This is a genomic window from Dietzia maris (assembly GCF_014144855.1).
GTDB lineage: Bacteria > Actinomycetota > Actinomycetes > Mycobacteriales > Mycobacteriaceae > Dietzia > Dietzia kunjamensis.
Genome location: NZ_JAALDN010000123.1, coordinates 1 through 20,838 on the forward strand (window position 1 = coordinate 1; position 20,838 = coordinate 20,838).

The 20,838-nt window shown below is 70.9% G+C and carries 21 protein-coding genes; 10 read left to right on the forward strand and 11 right to left on the reverse strand.

Annotated features, from left to right (window positions below):
* Positions 1-24: 24 nt before the first annotated feature.
* Genes G6024_RS04620 through G6024_RS04630 form a run of 3 tightly spaced genes read right to left on the reverse strand, consistent with a single transcriptional unit; the run spans position 25 to position 3,494 of the window.
* Entirely contained in the window at positions 25-1,128 is a 1,104-nt protein-coding gene (locus G6024_RS04620; protein ID WP_067715642.1) for a zinc-binding dehydrogenase, read from the reverse strand.
* A 21-nt stretch (positions 1,129-1,149) separates the two neighbouring features.
* Positions 1,150-2,331, reverse strand: a complete 1,182-nt coding sequence (locus G6024_RS04625; RefSeq protein WP_159148172.1) for an acyl-CoA dehydrogenase family protein — start codon at positions 2,329-2,331, stop codon at positions 1,150-1,152.
* Complete coding sequence (locus tag G6024_RS04630) at positions 2,328-3,494, reverse strand: CoA transferase (RefSeq protein ID WP_069390325.1); 1,167 nt, start codon at positions 3,492-3,494, stop codon at positions 2,328-2,330. Before G6024_RS04630 ends, G6024_RS04625 begins: the two co-directional genes overlap by 4 nt.
* Before the next feature lie 121 nt (positions 3,495-3,615).
* On the opposite strand from G6024_RS04630, the gene G6024_RS04635 reads away from it, so the two are divergent.
* The 3 genes from G6024_RS04635 to fabG are packed head-to-tail and all read left to right on the forward strand — an operon-like array spanning position 3,616 to position 6,753.
* On the forward strand, positions 3,616-4,848 hold the full coding sequence (locus G6024_RS04635) for an acyl-CoA dehydrogenase family protein (protein WP_159148173.1): 1,233 nt from the start codon (positions 3,616-3,618) through the stop codon (positions 4,846-4,848).
* Positions 4,845-6,026 carry a CaiB/BaiF CoA transferase family protein gene (locus G6024_RS04640; protein ID WP_159148174.1) on the forward strand — a complete coding sequence of 394 codons (1,182 nt, stop codon included), beginning with the start codon at positions 4,845-4,847 and terminating at the stop codon, positions 6,024-6,026. The genes G6024_RS04635 and G6024_RS04640 overlap by 4 nt, the downstream gene beginning before the upstream one ends.
* The gene (gene fabG, locus G6024_RS04645; protein WP_159148175.1) at positions 6,013-6,753 is read left to right on the forward strand and encodes a 3-oxoacyl-ACP reductase FabG; all 741 of its coding nucleotides are present in this window, start codon (positions 6,013-6,015) and stop codon (positions 6,751-6,753) included. Before G6024_RS04640 ends, fabG begins: the two co-directional genes overlap by 14 nt.
* 19 nt (positions 6,754-6,772) lie before the next feature.
* Here the strand turns inward: fabG and G6024_RS04650 are convergent, their stop codons facing one another.
* Entirely contained in the window at positions 6,773-7,531 is a 759-nt protein-coding gene (locus G6024_RS04650) for a FadR/GntR family transcriptional regulator (RefSeq protein ID WP_159148176.1), read from the reverse strand.
* 26 nt (positions 7,532-7,557) lie between these two features.
* Positions 7,558-8,574 carry a MaoC family dehydratase gene (locus G6024_RS04655; RefSeq protein ID WP_159148177.1) on the reverse strand — a complete coding sequence of 339 codons (1,017 nt, stop codon included), beginning with the start codon at positions 8,572-8,574 and terminating at the stop codon, positions 7,558-7,560.
* Between the two features lie 177 nt (positions 8,575-8,751).
* Here G6024_RS04655 and G6024_RS04660 point away from each other — a divergent pair, with 177 nt between their 5' ends.
* The 5 genes from G6024_RS04660 (at position 8,752) to G6024_RS04680 (ending at position 13,928) form a co-directional block, all read left to right on the forward strand.
* The gene (locus G6024_RS04660) at positions 8,752-9,906 is read left to right on the forward strand and encodes an acyl-CoA dehydrogenase family protein (RefSeq protein ID WP_069390329.1); all 1,155 of its coding nucleotides are present in this window, start codon (positions 8,752-8,754) and stop codon (positions 9,904-9,906) included.
* A 13-nt stretch (positions 9,907-9,919) separates the two neighbouring features.
* Positions 9,920-10,372 carry a MaoC family dehydratase gene (locus G6024_RS04665; protein ID WP_069390320.1) on the forward strand — a complete coding sequence of 151 codons (453 nt, stop codon included), beginning with the start codon at positions 9,920-9,922 and terminating at the stop codon, positions 10,370-10,372.
* Positions 10,373-10,401: 29 nt separating this feature from the next.
* Positions 10,402-11,640: an acetyl-CoA C-acetyltransferase gene (locus G6024_RS04670; RefSeq protein WP_119191742.1), complete on the forward strand. Its 1,239-nt coding sequence runs from the start codon at positions 10,402-10,404 to the stop codon at positions 11,638-11,640.
* A gap of 222 nt (positions 11,641-11,862) precedes the next feature.
* Positions 11,863-13,218, forward strand: a complete 1,356-nt coding sequence (locus G6024_RS04675; RefSeq protein ID WP_069390319.1) for an RNA 5'-3' helicase PhoH2 — start codon at positions 11,863-11,865, stop codon at positions 13,216-13,218.
* Between the two features lie 86 nt (positions 13,219-13,304).
* Positions 13,305-13,928: an LGFP repeat-containing protein gene (locus G6024_RS04680; RefSeq protein WP_119191743.1), complete on the forward strand. Its 624-nt coding sequence runs from the start codon at positions 13,305-13,307 to the stop codon at positions 13,926-13,928.
* Between the two features lie 88 nt (positions 13,929-14,016).
* On the opposite strand, the gene G6024_RS04685 is transcribed toward G6024_RS04680, so the two are convergent.
* Both G6024_RS04685 and glpX read right to left on the reverse strand, forming a co-directional pair.
* Positions 14,017-15,420 (reverse strand): class II fumarate hydratase, encoded by a 1,404-nt coding sequence (locus G6024_RS04685; RefSeq protein ID WP_067715607.1) that lies wholly within the window; start codon positions 15,418-15,420, stop codon positions 14,017-14,019.
* A 73-nt stretch (positions 15,421-15,493) separates the two neighbouring features.
* Positions 15,494-16,504 (reverse strand): class II fructose-bisphosphatase, encoded by a 1,011-nt coding sequence (gene glpX / locus G6024_RS04690; protein WP_069390316.1) that lies wholly within the window; start codon positions 16,502-16,504, stop codon positions 15,494-15,496.
* Positions 16,505-16,669: 165 nt separating this feature from the next.
* Between glpX and G6024_RS04695 the strand changes: the two genes are divergently transcribed.
* A complete protein-coding gene (locus tag G6024_RS04695) occupies positions 16,670-17,230 on the forward strand; it encodes a DUF4245 domain-containing protein (protein WP_067715601.1) in 561 nt (186 codons plus the stop codon).
* Between the two features lie 74 nt (positions 17,231-17,304).
* On the opposite strand, the gene G6024_RS04700 is transcribed toward G6024_RS04695, so the two are convergent.
* The 3 genes from G6024_RS04700 to G6024_RS04710 are packed head-to-tail and all read right to left on the reverse strand — an operon-like array spanning position 17,305 to position 19,216.
* Positions 17,305-17,538, reverse strand: a complete 234-nt coding sequence (locus tag G6024_RS04700; protein WP_067715599.1) for an exodeoxyribonuclease VII small subunit — start codon at positions 17,536-17,538, stop codon at positions 17,305-17,307.
* The gene (gene xseA, locus G6024_RS04705; RefSeq protein WP_069390313.1) at positions 17,538-18,830 is read right to left on the reverse strand and encodes an exodeoxyribonuclease VII large subunit; all 1,293 of its coding nucleotides are present in this window, start codon (positions 18,828-18,830) and stop codon (positions 17,538-17,540) included. The genes G6024_RS04700 and xseA overlap by 1 nt, the downstream gene beginning before the upstream one ends.
* Positions 18,827-19,216 (reverse strand): hypothetical protein, encoded by a 390-nt coding sequence (locus G6024_RS04710; RefSeq protein ID WP_067715593.1) that lies wholly within the window; start codon positions 19,214-19,216, stop codon positions 18,827-18,829. The genes xseA and G6024_RS04710 overlap by 4 nt, the downstream gene beginning before the upstream one ends.
* Positions 19,217-19,289: 73 nt before the next feature.
* Between G6024_RS04710 and G6024_RS04715 the strand changes: the two genes are divergently transcribed.
* Complete coding sequence (locus G6024_RS04715) at positions 19,290-20,270, forward strand: 4-hydroxy-3-methylbut-2-enyl diphosphate reductase (RefSeq protein ID WP_069390312.1); 981 nt, start codon at positions 19,290-19,292, stop codon at positions 20,268-20,270.
* 70 nt (positions 20,271-20,340) lie between these two features.
* Here the strand turns inward: G6024_RS04715 and G6024_RS04720 are convergent, their stop codons facing one another.
* Entirely contained in the window at positions 20,341-20,838 is a 498-nt protein-coding gene (locus tag G6024_RS04720) for a DUF6542 domain-containing protein (protein ID WP_181694249.1), read from the reverse strand.

Here is a 20,838-nt window from a genome sequence, read left to right on the forward strand (position 1 = left end):
TCAGTCGCCGGGTGCGCGGGCGGCTCAGTCGCCGGTGAGGACGACCGCCCGGCCGAGCACCTCACCGCGGTCGAGCGCCTGGTAGGTCTCCGGAGCCTCGGCCAGCGGGACGCGCCGGGAGATCATGCCGCCCAGGTCGAGCTTCCCCGCCGCCAACAGGCGCACGAGCGCCGGAACGTCCTGACGGGCGCGGGCGCCGTACGAGCCCTTGATCTGGATCTTGCGACGCACGATGCGGGCCAGGTCCACGTCGAGCGTGGTGCCCGCGGGGGGGATGCCCACGACCACGACCCGCCCGCCCTCGCGGGCGATGTCGGTCGCCTGCCGGGTGGTGGCCGCCGACCCCAGCGCCTCGAAGGCGACGTCCACCCCGCGTCCGCCGGTGATCTCCATGATCGCCTCGGTGGCGTCGGCCTCACGCGAGTTGACGGTGTGGGTGGCGCCCATGCGGCGCGCGAGGGCGAGCTTGTCGTCGTCCACGTCGATCGCGATCACCGACTCCGCGCCACTGACCGCCGACAGCTGGACGATGTTCTGACCGACCCCACCGACCGCCACCACCGCAACGGATTCCCCGGTCCGGACGTCGCCCACGTTGCGGACCGCTCCGTAGGCGGTGAACATCGAACACCCGAGGATGGCGGAATCGGTGAGGTCGAGCTGCTCGGGGAGGGCGAACACCGCGGTGGCGGGCGTGACGCTGTACTCGGCCAGCCCGCCCATCGAGTACATGGACAGTGGTTCGCCGGAGGCCCGGTGCAGGCGCGTCTCGCCGTCGTACAGGGTGCCGCGCAGGCGGTTGTACTCGAAGAATGTGGAGCAGATGTCCTCCATGCCACGGGCGCAGTTCTCGCACGACCCGCACGGCATGATGAAGGAGCCGACCACCCGGTCGCCGGGCCGAACGTGGGTGACCCCGGCGCCGACCTCGGCGACGACACCGGAGATCTCGTGGCCCAGGACTCCCGGCAGCGGGAACCCGACCTCGCCCTTCATCACGTGCAGGTCCGTGTGGCAGACCCCGCAGGCGTGGTTGTGGACCAGGACCTCGCCGGCGCGCGGTTCCGGAATCGGGATGTCCTCGATCACCAACGGGGACCCGGTCTCGACGCACACCGCAGCTCTCATGGGGCCGACTGTACGCAGCGTTCAGCGGCCGAGGAGCTCGTCCGAGATGATCCGCATCTGGATCTCGCTGGTGCCCTCGAAGATCCTGGTGAGGCGGGCGTCGCGCCAGTGCCGTTCCACCTGGAAGTCGGTGGTGTAACCGGCACCCCCGTGGATCTGGACGCCCTGCGACGTGACCCGCTCGGCCATCTCGGTCGCCACGAGCTTGCACATGGCGGCCTCGAGCGAACACCGGCGTCCCGAGTCGATCGCGGTGGCCACCGAGTACATGAGCTGACGCGCGGCCTCGATGTCCGCGGCCATCTTGGCGATCTCGAAGCGCAGATACTGGAACTGGCCGATCGGCTGACCGAACTGCTCCCGGGTGGCGACGTACGCGATCGAGTCCTCCAGTGCGGCGCGGGCGAGTCCGATCGCGCGGGCCGCGGTGTGGGCACGCCCTACTTCGAGACCGGACACCGCCATGTAGAAGCCCTTGCCCTCCTCGCCGAGCAGCGCGTCGGCGGGGATCCGGAAGTCGTCGAAGGACAACTCCCAGGTCTGCCAGCCGAAGTAACCGATCTTGCGGACCGGGTTGCCGCTGATGCCGGAGGGGAAGGAGCCGCGCTCCTTCTCCACCAGGAAGGTCGAGATGCCCCGGTGCGGGTTGTCCGGGTCGCGGTCCGGATCGGTGCGGGCGAACAGAACGAGGTAGTCGGCCTGGTCGGCGTAGGTGCACCACATCTTGGTCCCGTTGATCACCCAGGCGTCGCCGTCGCGGACGGCGCGGCACGAGATGTTGGCGACGTCGGACCCCGCCTCGGCCTCCGAGAGCGCGTACGCGCCCAGCCATTCGCCGCGGGCGACGCGGGGGAGCAGGTGGGCCTGCTGCTCGGCGGTGAAGCCGCCGCCCATGCCGTTTCCCCGCGCGAGCAGACCGGACACCGACAGCCACCCGCGGGCCAACTCCTCGGCGACCAGGCAGTACTCGAAGACGCCCAGTCCCAGGCCGCCGTGCTCCTCGTCGATCATGATCCCGAAGAAGCCCATGTCGGCCATCTTCTGCCGTAGCTCGTCCGGGATGTCGCCCTTCTCCGGGTCCAGGCGGTTCGCGACCGGGAGGACCTCTCTGGCGGTGAAGTCGCGTGCGAGGTCCCGGATCGCGAGGCGCTCCTCCGTGAGGTAGACGGGAACGTACTCGCGGGCGGTGGGTTTGTGGGTCATCCGGATCGTCCTCCCGGTGTGAGTCGGTCGTTGTCCGCGCCGAGGGAGGGCGCCGGGCCCGTGGCGAGGTGGTCCCCGTCGAACGTCGCGGGGTGCGCGGCGGCCAGATAGGGGCCGATGCCGGGTTGGTCGAGGCGCGAGAAGAGGGGGTTGGCCTCGAGTTCGCCCTCTGAGACGACCTCGGCGAACGTGCGGTAGCGCTCGTGCAGCACCACCGAGTCGTCCAGGGCCCGCGCGACCTCGTCGGTGGTGTGGGCGGAGAACCAGCGGGCGAACAGTGCGGCGAGGACCTCGCGATAGGAGTAGCGGTCGGACTCTTCCGTGAAGTCGGCGCCGGTCGCGGTCTCGAGCGCGTCGACGGCCTCCCGGGTGCCCGTGAGGCGGGCCAGGTCGTGGAAGTGCCGGGCGGTCAGGGCGACGATCATGAACCGACCGCCGTCGCAGGTGGTGAAGTCCGTGCCGAAGGTCCCGTAGACGTGATTGCCCACGGCAGGCCGCGACGACCCGTCGAGCTGTGGTTCGGTGAGGTACCCGAGTGTCCCCGCGGTGGCCAGCGCGACGTCGTCGAGGGGCAGGACGATCCGCCGCCCGCGGCCGGTCCGCTCACGTTCGCGGACGGCGGCCACCACGGCCAGCGCCGCGTGCAGTCCGGCGGCCAGGTCCCAGGCCGGCAGGGCGTGGTTGACGACGCGGCCCGAGCCGGGGCCGGTGATGGCGGGGAAACCGAGGGCGGCGTTGACGGTGTAGTCGACCGCCGGGCGGCCATCGCGGCGACCGAGGAGCTCCAGGCTGATGAGGTCGGGTCGGGATCCGGCCAGGACGTCGTGACTCATCCACGACCGCCCGCCCGAGTTCGTCACGAGGATCCCCCCACCCTCGCCGGGCGCGGTGACGAGCTCGCGGAACGCCCGCCGGCCGTCGTCGGAGCGCAGATCGAGAGTGACCGAGGCCTTGCCCCGGTTGAGCCCGGTCCAGTAGATCGACGTCCCGTCGGGCGCAAGGGGCCACCGGTTCACGTCCGCCGCGCCACCCACCGGGTCGACCCGGATGATCTCGGCGCCGAGCTGCGCCAGCGTGAGTCCGCACAAGGGTGAGGCGACGAAGCTCGAGAGCTCGACGACGCGGATCCCGTCCAGCGGTCGGGACGCGGAGGGCTCTGTCATCAACGGCTCCCGGTGGTGCGGCGGGCCGGTTGCCCCGCGGTGCAAATCCTGATAATAGTTTGAAGCATACAGCGTGGATTGTGTTCCGCGACACCCATCGCCGGCGGACAGGGGCGAGACCATGAGCGAGCAGCCGAGCAGCGCGACCCCCGTGGTCGACACAGACACGGAGGTCGACGCGGAAGACTTCGCGGCCATCCTCGCGACCACGCGTGAATACATCCGTTCGGTGGTCGTGCCCCGAGAGCGGGAGATCGCCGACACCGACGCGGTCCCCGACGACATCCGTGCAGACCTGGCCGACATGGGCTTGTTCGGGTACGCGATCCCACAGCAGTGGGGCGGGTTGGGCCTCGACCTGACCCAGGATGTCGAGTTGGCGATGGAATTCGGCTACACGACGCTGGCCATGAGGTCGTTGTTCGGAACCAACAACGGGATCGCCGGCCAGGTTCTCGTGAACTTCGGCACCGACGCCCAGAAGGCTGAATGGCTCGAGCGGATCGCCTCCGGCGAGGTCATCGCCTCGTTCGCCCTGACCGAGGACGGCGCCGGCTCGAACCCCGCCGGGCTGACCACGAAGGCCGTGCGAGACGGCGGTGCGGGCAGTGGGGGCGGTGACTGGATCATCGACGGCACCAAGCGTTTCATCACCAACGCCCCGCTGGCGGATCTGTTCATCGTGTTCGCACGTACCCGTCCCGCCGATGCCGGCGGGACGGGGATCGCCGTGTTCCTCGTCCCGGCGGACGCCCCGGGCGTGAGTGTCGGCCCCAGGGACAAGAAAATGGGGCAGGAGGGCGCGTGGACCGCCGAGGTGGACTTCCGGGGTGTGCGCGTACCCGCCACCGCCCTGGTGGGGGGCGACGAGGACGCCGGGTACCGGGCGGCGATGACCTCGCTGGCCCGCGGCCGCATCCACATCGCCGCCGTCGCCGTGGGATCGGCGCAGCGGGCGCTCGACGAGTCGCTCGCCTTCGCGGCGACCACCACCCAGGGTGGCGAGGCCATCGGCGGGTTCCAACTGGTCCAGGGGATGCTCGCCGACCAGCAGACCGGCGTCATGGCGGGCCGTGCCCTCGTCCGCGAGGCCGCCGCCAAGTACGTCTCCGGCGAGGACCGCAGGATCGCCCCCTCGGTGGCCAAGCTGTACTGCACCGAGATGGTCGCCGACGTCGCGGACAAGGCGGTCCAGATCCACGGCGGCACGGGCTACATGCGGGGCGTGGCGGTGGAGCGGATCTACCGTGACGTCCGACTGCTCCGCCTGTACGAGGGCACGAGCGAGATCCAGCGCCTCATCATCGGCGGTGGCCTCGTGCGCGGGGCGATGCGGGACGCGGGTCCCCGGTGACCGCCGAGCCCCTTCCGCTGGCGGGTATCACCGTGGTCGCGGTGGAGCAGGCCGTCGCCGCGCCCCTGGCCACCCGGCACCTGGCCGACCTCGGCGCGCGCGTCATCAAGATCGAACGCCCGGGGGAGGGTGACTTCGCCCGTGCCTATGACGACGCCGTGCACGGGCTGGCCTCCCACTTCGTGTGGCTGGGCCGGGGCAAGGAGTCGATCGAACTCGACCTCGCCTCGCCGGGCGGCAGGGAGACCGCGCTGGCCCTGGTCGACCGGGCAGACGTGGTGATCAGCAACCTGGCGCCCGGGGCGATGGACCGGTTGGGATTCGGGGCGACGGCGCTACGTGAGCGACGGAAGGACCTCGTCGTCGTCACCATCTCCGGCTACGGAGACGGCGGTCCGTACACGGACCGCAAGGCCTACGACATGCTCGTGCAGGCCGAGTCCGGGCTGTGCTCGATCACCGGCACCCCCGAGGCCGCCGCCAAGACCGGGGTCCCGGTGTCCGACATCGCCACCGGGATGTACGCCCTGTCGGCGATCCTGTCGGCGCTCTTCCGGCGGGAACGGACCGGGCGCGGGGCCACCGTCGAGGTGTCCATGTTCGAGGCCACCGCCGAGTGGATGGGCCACCCCATGTACACCCGGATGTATGCGGGGAGACAGGTCGAGCGGATGGGACTGTCCCACGCGTCGATCTGCCCGTACGACGCGTTCCCGACCCGCGACGGGCAGGTGTTGATCGGCGTCCAGAACGACCGGGGATGGGCCGCGCTGGTGCGCGATGTGTTGGGGCGGCCGGAGTTGGTCGACGACGAAAGGTACGCCACCAACATCGCTCGCGTCGCCCGGAGGGCCGAGGTGGACGCGCTGATCGGCTCCCTGACCATGGGGTACGGCTCTGTGGAGCTGGCCGACCGGCTCGACGAGTTCGGCGTCCCGGCGGGGCGGCTCAACGACGTCGCCGGGCTGGTCGACCACCCGCAACTCGCGGCGCGGGATCGGTGGCGGGACGTCGAGACGCCCGCGGGTCCGGTCCGCGGTCTGCTCCCGCCGATGACCTTCACCGATGTAGAGCTGCCCATGGGGCCCGTTCCCGCACTGGGGCAGCACACCGACGCGATCCTGGCGGAACTGGGCGCGAACGCACGAGAAGAGGACACGCATCATGGGACTACTTGAGGGCAAGACCGCAGTCGTCACCGGGGCCGCGCGCGGCATCGGGTTGGAGATCGCCCGGACGTTCATCGACCAGGGCGCGCGGGTGGTGATCGGCGACATCGACGACGAGGCGGGCGCCGCGGCCGTCGCCGACCTGGGCGGGCAGGACACCGCGCGCTACGTCCACTGCGACGTCCGGGACGGAGCGGCGGTCGAGGCGATGATCGACGTGGCCGAGGAGGCGTTCGGGCCGCTGGGGGTGTTCGTCAACAACGCGGGCATCACCCGTGACGCGACCATGCGCAAGATGACCGAGCAGCAGTTCGACGACATCATCGCCATCCACCTCAAGGGCACGTGGAACGGCACCCGCGCCGCCGCCGGCCGGATGCGCGGGCACGGGGGAGGGGCGATCGTCAACATCTCGTCGATCTCCGGCAAGGTCGGTCTCGTCGGCCAGACCAACTACTCCGCAGCCAAGGCCGGGATCGTGGGGCTCACCAAGGCGGCGGCCAAGGAGGTGGCATTCGCGGGGGTGCGCGTCAACGCGGTCCAGCCGGGGCTCATCCGCACCGCCATGACGCTGGCCATGCCCGAGCACGTCTGGGAGGAGAAGTTGGCCGAGATCCCCATGGGGCGCGCAGCCGAGCCGAGCGAGGTCGCGCAGGTGGTGCTGTTCCTCGCCAGTGACATGTCCAGTTACATGACCGGCACCGTCCTGGAGATCACGGGCGGGCGGCACATCTGAGTGTGCGGGACCGGGCCGCTCAGCCGAGGTCCCAGCGGATCGGCTGGGCGAGCTCGGAGTGGAACCGCTTCTCGAGGTACGTGGTGTGCTCGTCGATGTGCACGGACATCAGCCGGGAGGCGGTGTCCGCGTCGCGATCGGCGATCGCGGCGTAGATGTCCCCGTGGATGTCGCAGGTCAGTTCGCGCTGGCGCTTCGGGTAGCTGATCCCCATCGAGGCGCCGGCGATGAGGCCCGTCAGCGCGTCGAAGAGATACCCGAAGAGGGCGTTGCCGGAGCTCCAGGCGATGAGTTCGTGAAACAGCTCGGAGTGGGCCGAGAAGGCCGCCGGGTCGCCCAGTCGGTCCCGGGTCTGACGCAGGTTCCCCGCGAGTCGTTCCAGACCGGCGTCGTCGATCCGCGTGGTGGCCAGCCGCGCGATACCCGGCTCGAGGGCCGCGCGGGCCTCCATGATCGTCGAGAACGGGGCGTTCTCGAACTGCAGGAGCAGGCTCAGGCTGGCGGCGAGGGTGCCGCCGTCGGGCTGCTGCACGACCGGGCCGCCGCCCGGGCCGGGCTTGAGCATGATGACGCCCTGGAGCTCCAGGTAGCGCAGCGATTCCCGGAGGGTGCCGCGCCCGACCCCGTACTCCTCCAACATGAGGTGCTCGGGGGGCAGCCGGTCGCCGACGGTGTTCCCGCGGCGGGAGATGTCCTCGACGATCTGCTGGGCGACGAGCAGGGCCGTCTTCTTGGGCCTGCCGACCCCCGGGCGACCGCCGCCGCTGCCTGAACTCATGACAACCATTATCCCCGTCTCCCGGCTCAGGGCATGAGCACGGTGTAGGTCCAGTCCAGGACGGGCGCGTCGCCGTCCTGCCGGTGCGCGGTCACGAGCGACCGGAGGTCGAGCGCCGTGCCACCGCCTGCCGCCTCCACCGCAGCGCCCACCACGATGTCGCTGCTCAGGGTGTCGCCCTCGCGAACTGAGCCGACGTGGTCGCACGAGTGCCACCCGAGCACCGTGAGCATGGACGGCAGGGCGCGCGTGGCCTGCGAGAGCGCGAGCCCGATGGTGTGGCCGCCGTAGACCAACCGACCGGAGCCCGAGGCGCGGCCGTCGTGATGCGTCTGCGCGATGTTCATCGTCAGTCGCGCCAGCGCCGGCGCGTCGGACACCACGTCGGCGCCGACGCGCAGTACGGTGCCGGCCGCGGGGATCGGCGTGAGTCCGCGCGGGAGCGCGGCTCGGTAGGCGTCGAGGTCCCAGCCCTGCGGCGACGCCCACGGCTGCCGGTGGTCGCCGCCGATGGCCGACAGGTCGTCTTCGTGGACGCAGGACCCGGGATCGACACCCGGCGACAGCGGCAGCATCGCGCAGCGGTGGAAGTCCAGGACTGTCCGGCCGTCCTGGTCGGTGGTGGTGATCCGGAGCGCGGCCAATCCGGTGGCCGCGCGGCCGGGTCTGGGGGAGTTGGTCCTGAGACCGACCACCTCGGTCCGCGTCGAGAGGGTGTCACCGATCCGGGGAGCCGTGAGTAGGCGCAGGCCCCGATAGAACAGGTTGGCCTTCACCCGGTGGGTCACCACGGTGGACTGACCGATCGCGATGTCGGTCACCAGCCCGGGGTGCGCCACCGCGACGCCGGTGACCGCGTGGGACAGGTGGCGGTCCAGGGGAAGGCGCAGGCGGTCGCCGAGGACGGCCTGGTGCGCGGCCGCCAGCCCGTCGGTCAGGGTGACCGCGGGGGCCGTGTCGACGACCTGTCCCACCTCGAGCTGGTCGAAATAGGGGCCGCCGATCTCCACGACGGGTCCCTGCGGGGCGGGGTTCCCGGTCATCGCGGCCTCCTTCCGGCGCGGGTGGCGTGCGTCGCGCGGCAGCGCGCCCGACGGCTGACCGATCACACTCTACACAAAACCATGCGCATCATTATTGACTATTGGGCGATGCGTTGCGACGATGAGGTCCGGAGCCCGCCTGACCGGCGGATCGAGATGACGACGAGGTGTTCTGCGGTGCCGGACCTGAACGATGATGAGGCCTACCTCGTTGCGACCGTGCGTCGGTTCATCGATCGCGAGGTCAAGCCGTCCGTGCGCGAGATGGAACACGCGAACGAGTACCCCGAACGCTGGATCGAGCAGATGAAGGCGATCGGTATCTACGGCCTGGCGGTGCCCGAGGAATTCGGGGGGACGCCGGTCTCGATGCCGTGCTACGTCCGCATCACCGAGGAACTCGCCCGCGGGTGGATGTCACTCGCCGGCGCCATGGGCGGGCACACCGTGGTCGCCACACTGCTCGCCGAGTTCGGCACCGAGGAGCAGAAAGCCACCTACCTTCCCCGGTTGGCGACCGGTGAGATCCGGGCCACCATGGCGCTGACGGAGCCCGGCGGGGGATCCGATCTCCAGGCGATGACCACCACCGCCACGACTCAGGGCGAGGAGCTCGTGATCACGGGCACCAAGACGTGGATCTCCAACGCGCGACGCTCCGGCCTCATCGCTCTGCTGTGCAAGACCGACCCGTCCGCGACGCCCAGACACCAGGGCATCTCTATCGTCCTGGTCGAGCACGGTCCCGGACTGACGGTCTCCGAGGACCTGTCCAAACTCGGGTACAAGGGAGTCGAGACCTGCGAACTCGCCTTCGACGGGTACCGCACCCCCGCCTCCCGAATCCTCGGAGCAGAACCGGGTAGGGGCTTCGCGCAGATGATGAAGGGCCTGGAGACCGGCCGGATCCAGGTGGCCAGCCGCGCGCTGGGCGTCGCGGCCGCGGCGCTCGAGGACTCCCTCGCGTACGCGCAGCAACGCGAATCCTTCGGACAACCCATCTGGAAGCACCAGGCCGTCGGGCATCACCTGGCCGACATGGCCACCAAGCTCACCGCCGCCCGCCAGCTCACCCTGTTCGCCGCCGAGAAGGCCGACGCCGGCGAGCGCTGCGACATGGAGGCGGGGATGGCCAAGCTCTTCGCCTCCGAGGTGGGGATGGAGATCGCGCTCGACGCCGTCCGGATCCACGGCGGCTACGGGTACTCCACGGAGTACGACATCGAGCGGTACTTCCGCGACGCCCCGCTCATGATCGTGGGCGAGGGGACCAACGAGATCCAGCGCAACGTCATCGCATCGCAACTGGTGGCACGTGGCGGGTTGGAATGAGGAGAGGACTGTCATGAAGGTGTTCGAGGGGCTGGAGCAGCTCGAGGCCGAGCTCGGCCGGCATGTCGGGTACAGCGACTGGATGGAGATCACCCAGGAGCGCATCGACGCGTTCGCGGAGGCCACCGGGGACCACCAGTGGATCCACGTCGACCCGGCGCGGGCGGCCGAGGGACCGTACGGCCGCACCATCGCGCACGGGTACCTCACCCTGTCGCTGTTGCCGGTGCTCGGCGCCGAGGTCATGGAGATCCGGGGCTTCGCCATGATGATCAACTACGGGGTGGACAAGGTGCGGTTCCCCGCCCCGGTACCGGTCGGGTCACGGATCCGTGCGGGGATCGAGTTGACGTCGCTCCAGCGGAAGTCGTCGGGGGTGCAACTCAACAGTCTGGTGACCGTCGAGGTCGAGGGCTCCGACCGGCCGGCGGTCGTGGCCGAGACCGTGCGGATGATGGTCGAGTGAGGCGACAGGCGCCGGGGCCCGGATCCAGGATGGCCGAGGCGCTGGCCGACGTGGTGATCTGTGAACCCGTGCGGACCGCGGTGGGCCGCCGGGGCGGTGTCCTGGCGCCACTGCAGGCCGCCGACCTCGCCGCGGTCGCGATAGCCGGACTCGTCGACCGCACCGGCCTCGGAACGACGGACATCGACGACGTGATCCTGGGCCAGTGCTACCCCAACGGTGAGGCGCCCGCGATCGGGCGGGTGGCGGCACTCGATGCCGGGCTCGACATCAGCACGCCGGGGATCCAGATCGACCGCCGCTGCGGATCGGGACTTCAGGCCGTGCTCAACGCGGCGATGCAGGTCGCCGTCGGCGTGAGCGAGGTGGTGATCGCCGGTGGCGCGGAGTCGATGTCGAACAGTGAGTTCTACTCCCTGGGTCTGCGCGGCGGGGTCCGCAGCGACCGGGTCGAGTTCATCGACCGCATCGCTCGTGGCCGGGTGACCTCCGGCGGCCGCGACCACCCGGTGGCGGGCGGCATGCTCGAGACCGCCGAGAACCTCCGCGCGGAGTACTCCATCTCCCGGACGGAGCAGGACGAACTGGCGGCCGAGAGCCAGCGGCGCGCGATCGCCGCCCAGGACTCGGGGGTGTTCGACGAGGAGATCGTGCCGGTGCAGGTCCCTCAGCGGAAGGGAGAGCTCGTCGTCGTCGACACCGACGAACACCCCCGGCGAGGCGTCACGGCCGAGTCCCTCGCCGCACTGCGCCCCGTCCGCCTCCGCGTCGACCCCGGCGCGACGGTGACGGCCGGCAACGCGTCGGGGGAGAACGACGGCGCGGCGGTGTGCGTGGTGACCACCCGCGGTCGCGCCGAGGAGCTGGGGCTGCGCGCCTACGTCCGACCGCTCGGTTGGGCGGTGGCCGGCGTCCACCCCGCGCGGATGGGCATCGGCCCCGTTCCCGCGACGGCCCGGTTACTCCGGCAACTCGACCTGCGGCTGGCGGACTTCGACCTCATCGAACTCAACGAGGCGTTCGCCGCGCAGGTGCTCGCGTGCCTGCGGGAATGGGAGTCGGACCACGGGTTCACCGCCGCCGATCGCGAGCGGCTCAACGTCCACGGTTCCGGGATCTCGCTCGGGCATCCCGTCGGGGCCACCGGTACGCGCATCCTCACCACCATGGCGCGCGAACTGGCGCGCCGGGAGGGCCGGCTCGCCCTGGAGACGATGTGCCTCGGCGGTGGGCAGGGGCTGGCGGCGGCCTTCGAGCGGGTGGCGTGACGGGTCACCTGATATTTCACCCAGACTTAACTACAGGGATGTGATTCGGGCGTAGCGTCATCGGCAACGGTCGGTGGGGAAGCCGACCGTCGGGAGGTCCCAGCCGATGATCGTCTGTCTCGATCGGGAGGGGGCCGGCACCCGGCCCCGTCACCACCAGGTGACCTGGGCCGGCCGGTCCAACCCAACACGCTCGCGGGTGCCGCGGGCGAGGAGCGCGCCGTGACCGACACCGTACGTACCTACGTCCTCGACACCTCGGTTCTGCTGTCCGACCCGTGGGCCGTCACCCGCTTCGCCGAGCACCGCGTGGTGCTCCCCATCGCGGTCATCAGCGAGCTGGAGGGCAAACGCAATCATCCCGAGCTGGGCTACTTCGCGCGGGAGGCCCTCCGGCTGCTCGAGGACCTGCGGCTGCGGCACGGGCGCCTCGACGGCGACATCACCGTCACCGACGTCGGCGGCACCCTGCGGGTCGAGCTCAACCACACCGACCAGGCGGTGCTGCCGTCCGGATTCCGTGACACCGGCAACGACTCCCGGATCCTGGCGTGTGCGCTCAATCTGCGGGCCGAGGGCGCCGACACCGTGCTCGTGTCCAAGGACGTCCCCCTGCGGGTCAAGGCGGGTTCGGTGGGCCTGCCGGCCGACGAGTACCACGCCCAGGACGTCGTGCTGACCGGGTACAGCGGGGTCGCCGACCTGCCGGCCACCCAGGACCTCGTCGACACCCTGTTCTCGGAGGGCCGCGCGTCGGGCCTCGCAGCCCGGGCCGCGGGACTGGAGAGCGGGACCCCGGTGCACTGCGGCGTCCGCGTCCAGACCGAGTCGTCGTCGGCTCTGGCGCGCGTCGCCGACGACGGCGGGCTCCGGCTGGTCCGCGGCGACGTCGAGGTCTTCGGCCTGCGCGGCCGCTCGGCCGAGCAGCGCATCGCGATCGACTGCCTGTTGGACGAATCGATCGGGATCGTCTCCCTGGGCGGCCGCGCGGGCACCGGCAAATCGGCGCTGGCCCTGTGCGCGGGCCTCGAGTCGGTGCTGGAGCGGCGCCGGCATCGCAAGATCGTCGTGTTCCGCCCGCTCTACGCCGTGGGCGGGCAGGAACTGGGGTACCTGCCGGGCAGTGAGTCGGAGAAGATGTCCCCCTGGTCCCAGGCCGTGTTCGACACCCTCGAGGGACTGGTCAGCGAGAACGTCATCGACGAGGTCATGGACCGCGACATCCTCGAGGTGCTGCCGCTGACCCACATCCGCGGCAGGAGCCTGCACGACTCGTTCGTGATCGTGGACGAGGCGCAGTCGCTCGAGCGGAACGTCCTGCTCACCGTGCTCTCGCGGCTGGGGACCGGGTCGCGGGTCGTGCTCACCCACGACGTCGCGCAGCGGGACAACCTCCGTGTCGGTCGGCACGACGGCATCCAGGCCGTGGTGGAGAAGCTCAAGGGGCACCCACTGTTCGCCCACGTCACCCTCAACCGTTCGGAGCGTTCCGCCATCGCCGAACTCGTCACCACGATGCTGGAGGAATTCCACCCCGGGGGCTCCTCCGGGGAGCTGCGACGCATCCACGCCGCCTGACTGCAGGCTCCGGCGACCGTGGGATGATGCGGGTCCGGGCGAGCGAGCCCGGGCCCGCATCAAGCATGCCGTATCGGAGGTCTCCCATGTCCCGACGCTCGTCGCCGGCGCCCGCGCTCTGGCTGCTCACCGCCTGCGTCCTGGGGTTGGCCGCGTGTGGCGAGCAGATCCCGGGCGGGATGCCGGCCGAGGCGCAGTCCCAGACCGCTACGGACCAGGGCGCTGCGGACCAGGTCGGTACGGGCCAGGTCGGTACGGACCAGGTCGGTGCGGGCCAGACCGGTGCGGACCAGACCGCTGCGGACCCGGGCGCGGCCGCTCCCGCCGCGGGGGCCGATGCGGACGACCCGATCGTGGTGAAGATCGGCGAGGAGGAGTTCCTCACGAACATGGCCATCTATCGCCGGTACGACGACGCCAAGGAGACCCCGCTCGCGCTCGGGGCCCCGGTCGCCCCGGCAGAGGCGCTCGAGGGTGGCAAGAGGCAGGACTTCGCCGACGGGGCCATCTTCTGGTCACCGCAGACCGGTGCGCAGATCGTCCGCGGGCAGATCCTCGCCACCTACCGCGACAACGGTGGACCTGCCGGTCGGTTGGGGTGGCCGGTGAGCGACGAGATCGCCGAGGGCGAGGTCATCTACTCGGACTTCCAACGCGGACAGATCCGCCTCGAGGACCAGGCCATCCGGGTGGTCGAGCACTCCGGCTGACCCCGGAACGCGACGCGCCGCGGGCCGGGCGCGCCGAGCCCGGGCCGCGGCGCACATCGCGGTACGCACTCATGGCGAGACCGTCGGGTCAGCGCTCGCGGTCGAGACCCGTCATCCCCAGGACGTCGAGGCGCCGGTCGAGCTCGGACTCGGACAGTGGATCGGGGACGAAGCCGAGCGCGATGACGGCCTCGCGGATGGTGATCCCCTCGGCGAGGGCGTGCTTGGCGACCCGGGCGGCCTCCTCGTAGCCGATCGCCGAGTTCAGCGGCGTGACGATCGAGGGGGAGGACTCGGCGAGCCGTCGCATGCGATCGGTGTCCGGCTCGATCCCGTCGATGCAGCGCTCGGCGAACAGCGTGGACGAGTTCGCGAGGATCCGGACCGACTCGAGCACGTTGCGCGCCATCACCGGGATCGCGGTGTTGAGCTCGAAGGCGCCGCTCGCACCGGCCCACGCCACGGCCGCGTCGTTCCCCACGACCTGCGCGGCGACCTGCGCGACCGTCTCACACAGCACCGGGTTGACCTTGCCGGGCATTATCGACGACCCCGGCTGCAGGTCCGGAAGGTGGATCTCCGACAGCCCGGTCATGGGGCCCGACCCCATCCACCGGATGTCGTTCGCGATCTTGGTGAGCGAGACGGCGACGGAACGCAGGGCCCCGGACAGCTCGACAAGGCCGTCGCGGGCGGCCTGGGCCTCGAACGGATCCGCCGCCAGACGGAGCTCCTCCAGGCCGGTGAGGGAGCGCAGCTCCTCGACCACAGCGGAGCCGAAGCCGTCGGGGGCGTTGAGGCCCGTGCCGGCGGCGGTTCCACCGATCGGCAACTCGCCGACACGGGGCAGCGTCCCGCAGACGCGCTCGACCCCGGCGCGGATCTGCCGGGCGTAGCCGGCGAACTCCTGTCCGAGCGTCACCGGCACGGCGTCCATCAGGTGGGTGCGCCCGGGCTTGACCACCTCGCGCCACTGACCGGCCTTGGTCTCGAAGGACTCGGCGAGGGTGTTCAGCGCGGGCACGAGATCGGCGATCACGACCTCCGTGGCCGCGACGTGGGTCGCCGTCGGGAAGGTGTCATTGGACGACTGTGACATGTTCACGTCGTCGTTGGGGTGCACGGTGACGCCCTCTGCCGCGCAGAGCGAGGCGATGACCTCGTTGGTGTTCATGTTGGAACTCGTGCCCGAGCCGGTCTGGAACACGTCGACGGGGAAGTGCTCGTCCAGTTCACCCTCGGCGATGCGGCCGGCTGCGGCGACGATCGCGTCGACCTTGTCCCGGTCGAGCAGTCCCAGCCGACCGTTGACCGTCGCACAGGCGGACTTGAGCAGACCGAGCGCGCGGATCTGCGCTCGTTCGAGCCCGCTGCCCGAGACGGGGAAGTTCTCGACGGCACGCTGGGTCTGTGCCCGCCAGAGAGCGTCGACGGGGACCCGGACCTCGCCCATCGTGTCGTGTTCGATACGGAATTCAGTTTGATCGGCCATACCGGTCAGACTAGGCGCGCCCGCCGCACCGTGCAGGAGGACGGAAGCGGCGGGCGCGGGGTGCCGGGAGGGATCAGTTGCCGCCGGCGGCCTGGCCGTAGTTGACGGCGGAGAACTCGCGGAGCTTCTCCATCTTGTGGCGCCCCTCGACGTGGCGGACGGTGCCCGACTTGGACCGCATCACCAGCGAGCGGGTGACGGCGCCGTTGGCGCGGTAGCTCACACCGCGGACCATGTCGCCGTTGGTGATGCCGGTGGCGGCGAAGAAGCAGTTGTCGCCCTTGACCAGGTCATCCGTGCCGAGGATCGCGTCGACGTCGAGTCCGGCGTCGACCGCCTTCTGGCGCTCCGCCTCGTCCTGCGGCCACAGCTGGCCCTGGATCTCGCCGCCCATGCACTTCAGCGCGCACGCGGTGATGATCCCCTCCGGGGTACCGCCGATGCCCATGAGCATGTCCACCGAGCTGTCGTCGGAGGCCGCGGCCACACCGCCGGCGACGTCGCCGTCCATGATGAGCCGGACCTTGGCGCCCGCGGCACGGATCTCGGCGATGAGCTCGGCGTGGCGCGGCCGGTCGAGCACGCACACCGTCATGTCCCCGACGTCGATGTTCTTGGCCTCCGCGACCGAGCGGATGTTCCACTCAGTGGACTTGGCGAGGTCGATCCTGCCCACGGCGTCCGGGCCCACGGCGATCTTGCGCATGTAGAACACGGCCGACGGATCGAACATCGAACCGCGCTCGGCGACGGCGATCACCGCGATCGAATTGGGCCGACCCTCCGCCATGAGGCGGGTGCCGTCGATCGGGTCCACGGCCACGTCGACGGCCGGCCCCTCGCCGGTGCCGACCTTCTCACCGTTGTAGAGCATGGGCGCCTCGTCCTTCTCGCCCTCGCCGATCACCACGACGCCGTCCATGTCGACGGTCGAGATGAGCTCGCGCATCGCGTCCACCGCGGCACCGTCGCCACCGTTCTTGTCGCCACGACCGACCCACCGCCCGGCGGCCAGGGCGGCGGCCTCGGTCACACGGACCAGCTCCATTGCGAGGTTTCGATCGGGACGCTTGGTGGGTGACATAGGTGGTCTGGCTCCTCGTGAACGCTGGCTGGGGTTGAAGGTGGCACGGGCGCGACGGTGGCGCGCACGGCCGCGGTGGGATGTCGGCGCCCATTGTTCCACCTCGGCCACCCCGCCGGGGGCCACGCGTCGGACTCGCCCCGGGTGGGTGGGATACTCGCAGGCGTGGCCGAGGCGAAACCGAGAATCCTGCAGGGCAACCGCGACATGTTCTGGTCGGTGGTGGTGCTCATGGTGATCTGCGGCGTCTTCGCCGGAGTGGCCGGACTGTGCACCTTCAGCCCGTCCGGCCCGCAGCAGGGCCAGATCCCCGACTTCGACGCGCGGGCGTCGCTGGAGCAGGACGCCCGGAGCCTGGACTTCCCGATCCGCTCGCCGGAGGTCCCGGAGGGGTGGACCGCCAACTCGGGCCGTGTCCAGGGCTTCGCCGGGACCACCTCCAGCCACGTCGGCTGGGTGACGGGCGAGCGCAGCTACATCGAACTCGTCCAGTCCGACGCCCCCGAGGACGCGTTCCGGTCGCTCGGCGGCGGGCCGCGGCCCAGCCGGACCATGGTGCCCGTCTCCGGGCGCGAGTGGGCCGTCCTCACCGGGGACGACGTCCGACCGGTGTGGGTGCTCGACCTCGACGACGTCCGCGTGGCCGTCACCGGCTCCGCGCCGACGTCCGACTTCGAGTCACTCGCCGCCGCCGTACAGGACGTCGAGCCGCTGCCCGCGCCGTAGACGCCCGGCGTGCCGTGCCCGCGGTGATCGCACCGGGGCGGCGGTAGGCGTTCGCGCCCGGCCGGGCGACGGGATCACCCCCGGCCGGAGTCGCCCTCGTCGTCGTCACCCAGGACGGCGTCGATGCGCGCACGCGCGCCGTCGAGGTGTTCGGTGCACCGCTCGGCGAGTTCCTCGCCCCGCTCCCACAACGCCAGTGAGGCGTCCAGATCCTGACCGCCGGCCTCGAGGATGCGGACCACCTCGATCAACTCGTCGCGGGCCTGCTCGTATCCCAGCTCGGAGACGGGGGTCTGCTCGTCGGACATCAGGACTGCTCCTCGGTCGGTTCGGTGGAAGGGGTGGGGCGGCCGGCGGCGGGTGTCGACCCGAGTGCCGCCGCGGAGATGGAGCCGTCGGAGACGCGGATCCGCAGCTGCGATCCGGGTGGGGCGTCGGCGATCGACGAGACCACCCGGCCGTCGTGACTCCCGGCGACGGACTGCACCACGGCATAGCCACGGGCCAGGGTGGCGGCGGGCCCGAGCGTGGTGAGACGCGCCGACAGGTGGCCCAGCGACGTGGACTCCGAGTCGATGATCCGGGTGATGTCGCGTCGGGCCGCGCGCAGTGCCTCGGCGACGATCTCCGCCCGCGACTCGACGATCCCGTACGGGTTCGCCATGCACGGCCGCGACCGCACGGCCGCCAGCTGGTTGCGCTCCCGGTCCACCCAACCGCGCAGCGCCCGGGCGGTACGGGACCGGGCCTCGGCGATACGACGACGCTCCTCGATCACGTCGGGCACGACCCGCTTGGCCGCATCGGTCGGGGTGGCCGCCCGCAGGTCGGCGACGAGATCCGACAACGGCGAGTCGGGCTCGTGGCCGATCGCGGAGACCACCGGGGTGCGGCACCGCGAGATCGCGCGGATGAGAGCCTCGTCGGAGAAGGGGAGCAGGTCCTCGACCGACCCGCCGCCGCGGGCGAGGATGATGACGTCGACGACGGGGTCGGCGTCGAGCTCGGCCAGCGCGTCCAGGATCTGGGGCACAGCCGACACCCCCTGCACCGGGGTGTTGCGCACGGCGAAACGCACGTCCGGCCAGCGGCCGCGGGCCACCTCCACGACGTCGCGTTCGGCGGCGCTCGCCCGACCGGTGATCAGGCCGACGCACGTGGGCAGGAACGGCAGGGGCCGCTTGAGTCGGGGATCGAACAGCCCCTCCGCCGACAGCGCCTGCTTGAGCCGCTCGATGCGGGCGAGGAGCTCGCCCACGCCCACCGGGCGGATCTCCGAAACCTGCAGGGAGAACGACCCGCGGCCCGTGTAGAAGCGGGGCGTCCCCCGCACGACCACCCGGCTGCCCTCGGTGACCGGCACCGGCGACTCCGAGATGAGCCTGGGCGGACACGTGAGCGTCAGCGAGTTGTCGACGGAGGGGTCACGCAGGGTGAGGAACGCGGTGCGGGTGCCGGGGCGCAGGCTCAGCTGGGTGATCTGACCCTCGACCCACACCGCCCCGAGCCGGTGGATCCACGCCGCTATCTGGTCCGAGACCACCCGGACCGGCCACGGCTGCTCGGCGCTGCTCGGCGTGCGCGGGGACGAGGCCGTCACGCGTCGCGGGGGGCGACGCGGCCGGTCGGCACGTCGGGGTCGTCGTCCCGGTCGCGGGCGGCTCTCGAGGACGACCCGTAGACCCGGTAGGACACGTCCAAGACCTCGTCGGGGTCGGCCTCGTCCTCGTCGAACGTCGCCCACTCCGGCTGGTCGGACCGCGCCGGGAACACCGAGGCGAGCACCTTGTCGCCCTTGACGGCCAGGTCCGTGAGGGTCTGACCGGCGTGGAGATAGGACTGGACCAGGCCGCCGGCGACCCGCACGGGGATCGCGGGCAGCGTGGTGACCGCCTCGACCGCACGGCCGGGCAGGGCCACGACACGCTCCGCCGCGGTGGCAGCGAGACCGATCGAGGCACGGGTCAGGAACAGGGGTCGGAGCATGCGGACCTCTCTGCCGGGGGGCGTGAAGGGAGGCGTAATGGTCGAAATCCAGTATGAACCGTACCCTGGGGACATGACCGAGCAGACCGACATGATCGCCGAACCGGCAACCAAGCGGGTACTTCTCGCGGAACCGCGCGGCTACTGTGCCGGCGTCGACCGAGCCGTCGAGACGGTCGAGAAAGCCCTGGCCAAGCACGGGGCGCCGCTGTACGTCCGTAAGGAGATCGTCCACAACAAGCACGTGGTCGAGTCGTTCACCGACCAGGGCGTGATCTTCGTCGACGAGACCGACGAGGTCCCGCACGGGGCGAACCTGGTGTTCTCCGCGCACGGCGTCTCGCCCGCCGTCCGGGAGAGCGCTCTCCAGCTCGAACTCAAGACGTTCGACGCCACCTGCCCCCTGGTGACCAAGGTCCACACCGAGGTCAAGCGCTTCGCGCGCGAGGGTTACCTCATCCTGCTGGTGGGCCACGAGGGCCACGAGGAGGTCGAGGGGACCGCCGGTGAGGCGCCCGACGTGGTGACGCTGGTCGACGGCCCCGAGTCCGTGGACGCGCTGGACATCCCCGTGGACACCGAGAAGCTGATCTGGCTCTCGCAGACCACGCTCAGCGTGGACGAGACCATGGAGACGGTGCGCCGCCTCAAGCAGAAGTACCCCACGCTCATCGACCCGCCGTCCGACGACATCTGCTACGCCACGCAGAACCGTCAGGTCGCGGTCAAGACCATGGCCCCGCAGTGCGACCTGGTGATCGTGGTGGGGTCACAGAACTCGTCCAACTCCGTGCGACTGGTGGAGGTCGCGCTGCAGGCGGGAGCCCGCGACGCGCACCTGGTGGACTACGCCAAGGAGATCGACACGTCCTGGTTCGAGGGCGTCACCACCGTCGGCGTGACCTCGGGCGCGTCCGTGCCGGAGATCCTCGTCCGCGGAGTGGTGGACCTGCTCGCCGACCACGGCTTCGGTGACGTCTCCACCGTCCGGACGGCGCAGGAGACCATCACGTTCTCGCTGCCCCGCGAACTGCGGGTTCCCAAGAAGGTCTGATACGCGCCCCCGCCCGACGGTAGGTGGCGGGGAGGACGCGGTAGCCGTCAGCGCCCCGTCGCACCCCGCCTCAACGGCGGGCGTGTGCCGGGGCGCTGCGCTGGATGGGCGGCGCCGCGGGGCGGGCGACCCGCGGCCGCGGCTCCAGCACCAGAGCACGGATCAGGGCGATCGCCACCACCACGACGGTCGTGGTGATCATCAGAGGGAAGCGGGTCGCCAGCGGCAGGATGATCGACACGAGCTGGGACCGCGAGAAGACGTCCGCGCCCGAACCGACCCCGGAGACGACGTAGACCAGCGGGACCAGCAGGGCCATGATGATCGGTGGCTGCACCCCCGCGACGAACACCGAGCGCCGCGCGACCGCGAGCACGGACACCACGCAGCCGAGGAAGAACGCGACCGTGAAGCCCGCGCCGAGGTCCCCGGAAACCGAGTCGATGGCCACGCCGGTCAGCGAGATCGCCACCGCCAGGAGGACCGCGGTCCAGGCAGGCAGCCCCCGCGTCGAGGACAGCACGGACCGCTCGTCCGCGGGTACCCGTCCACTCCTGCGTCTAGTCAC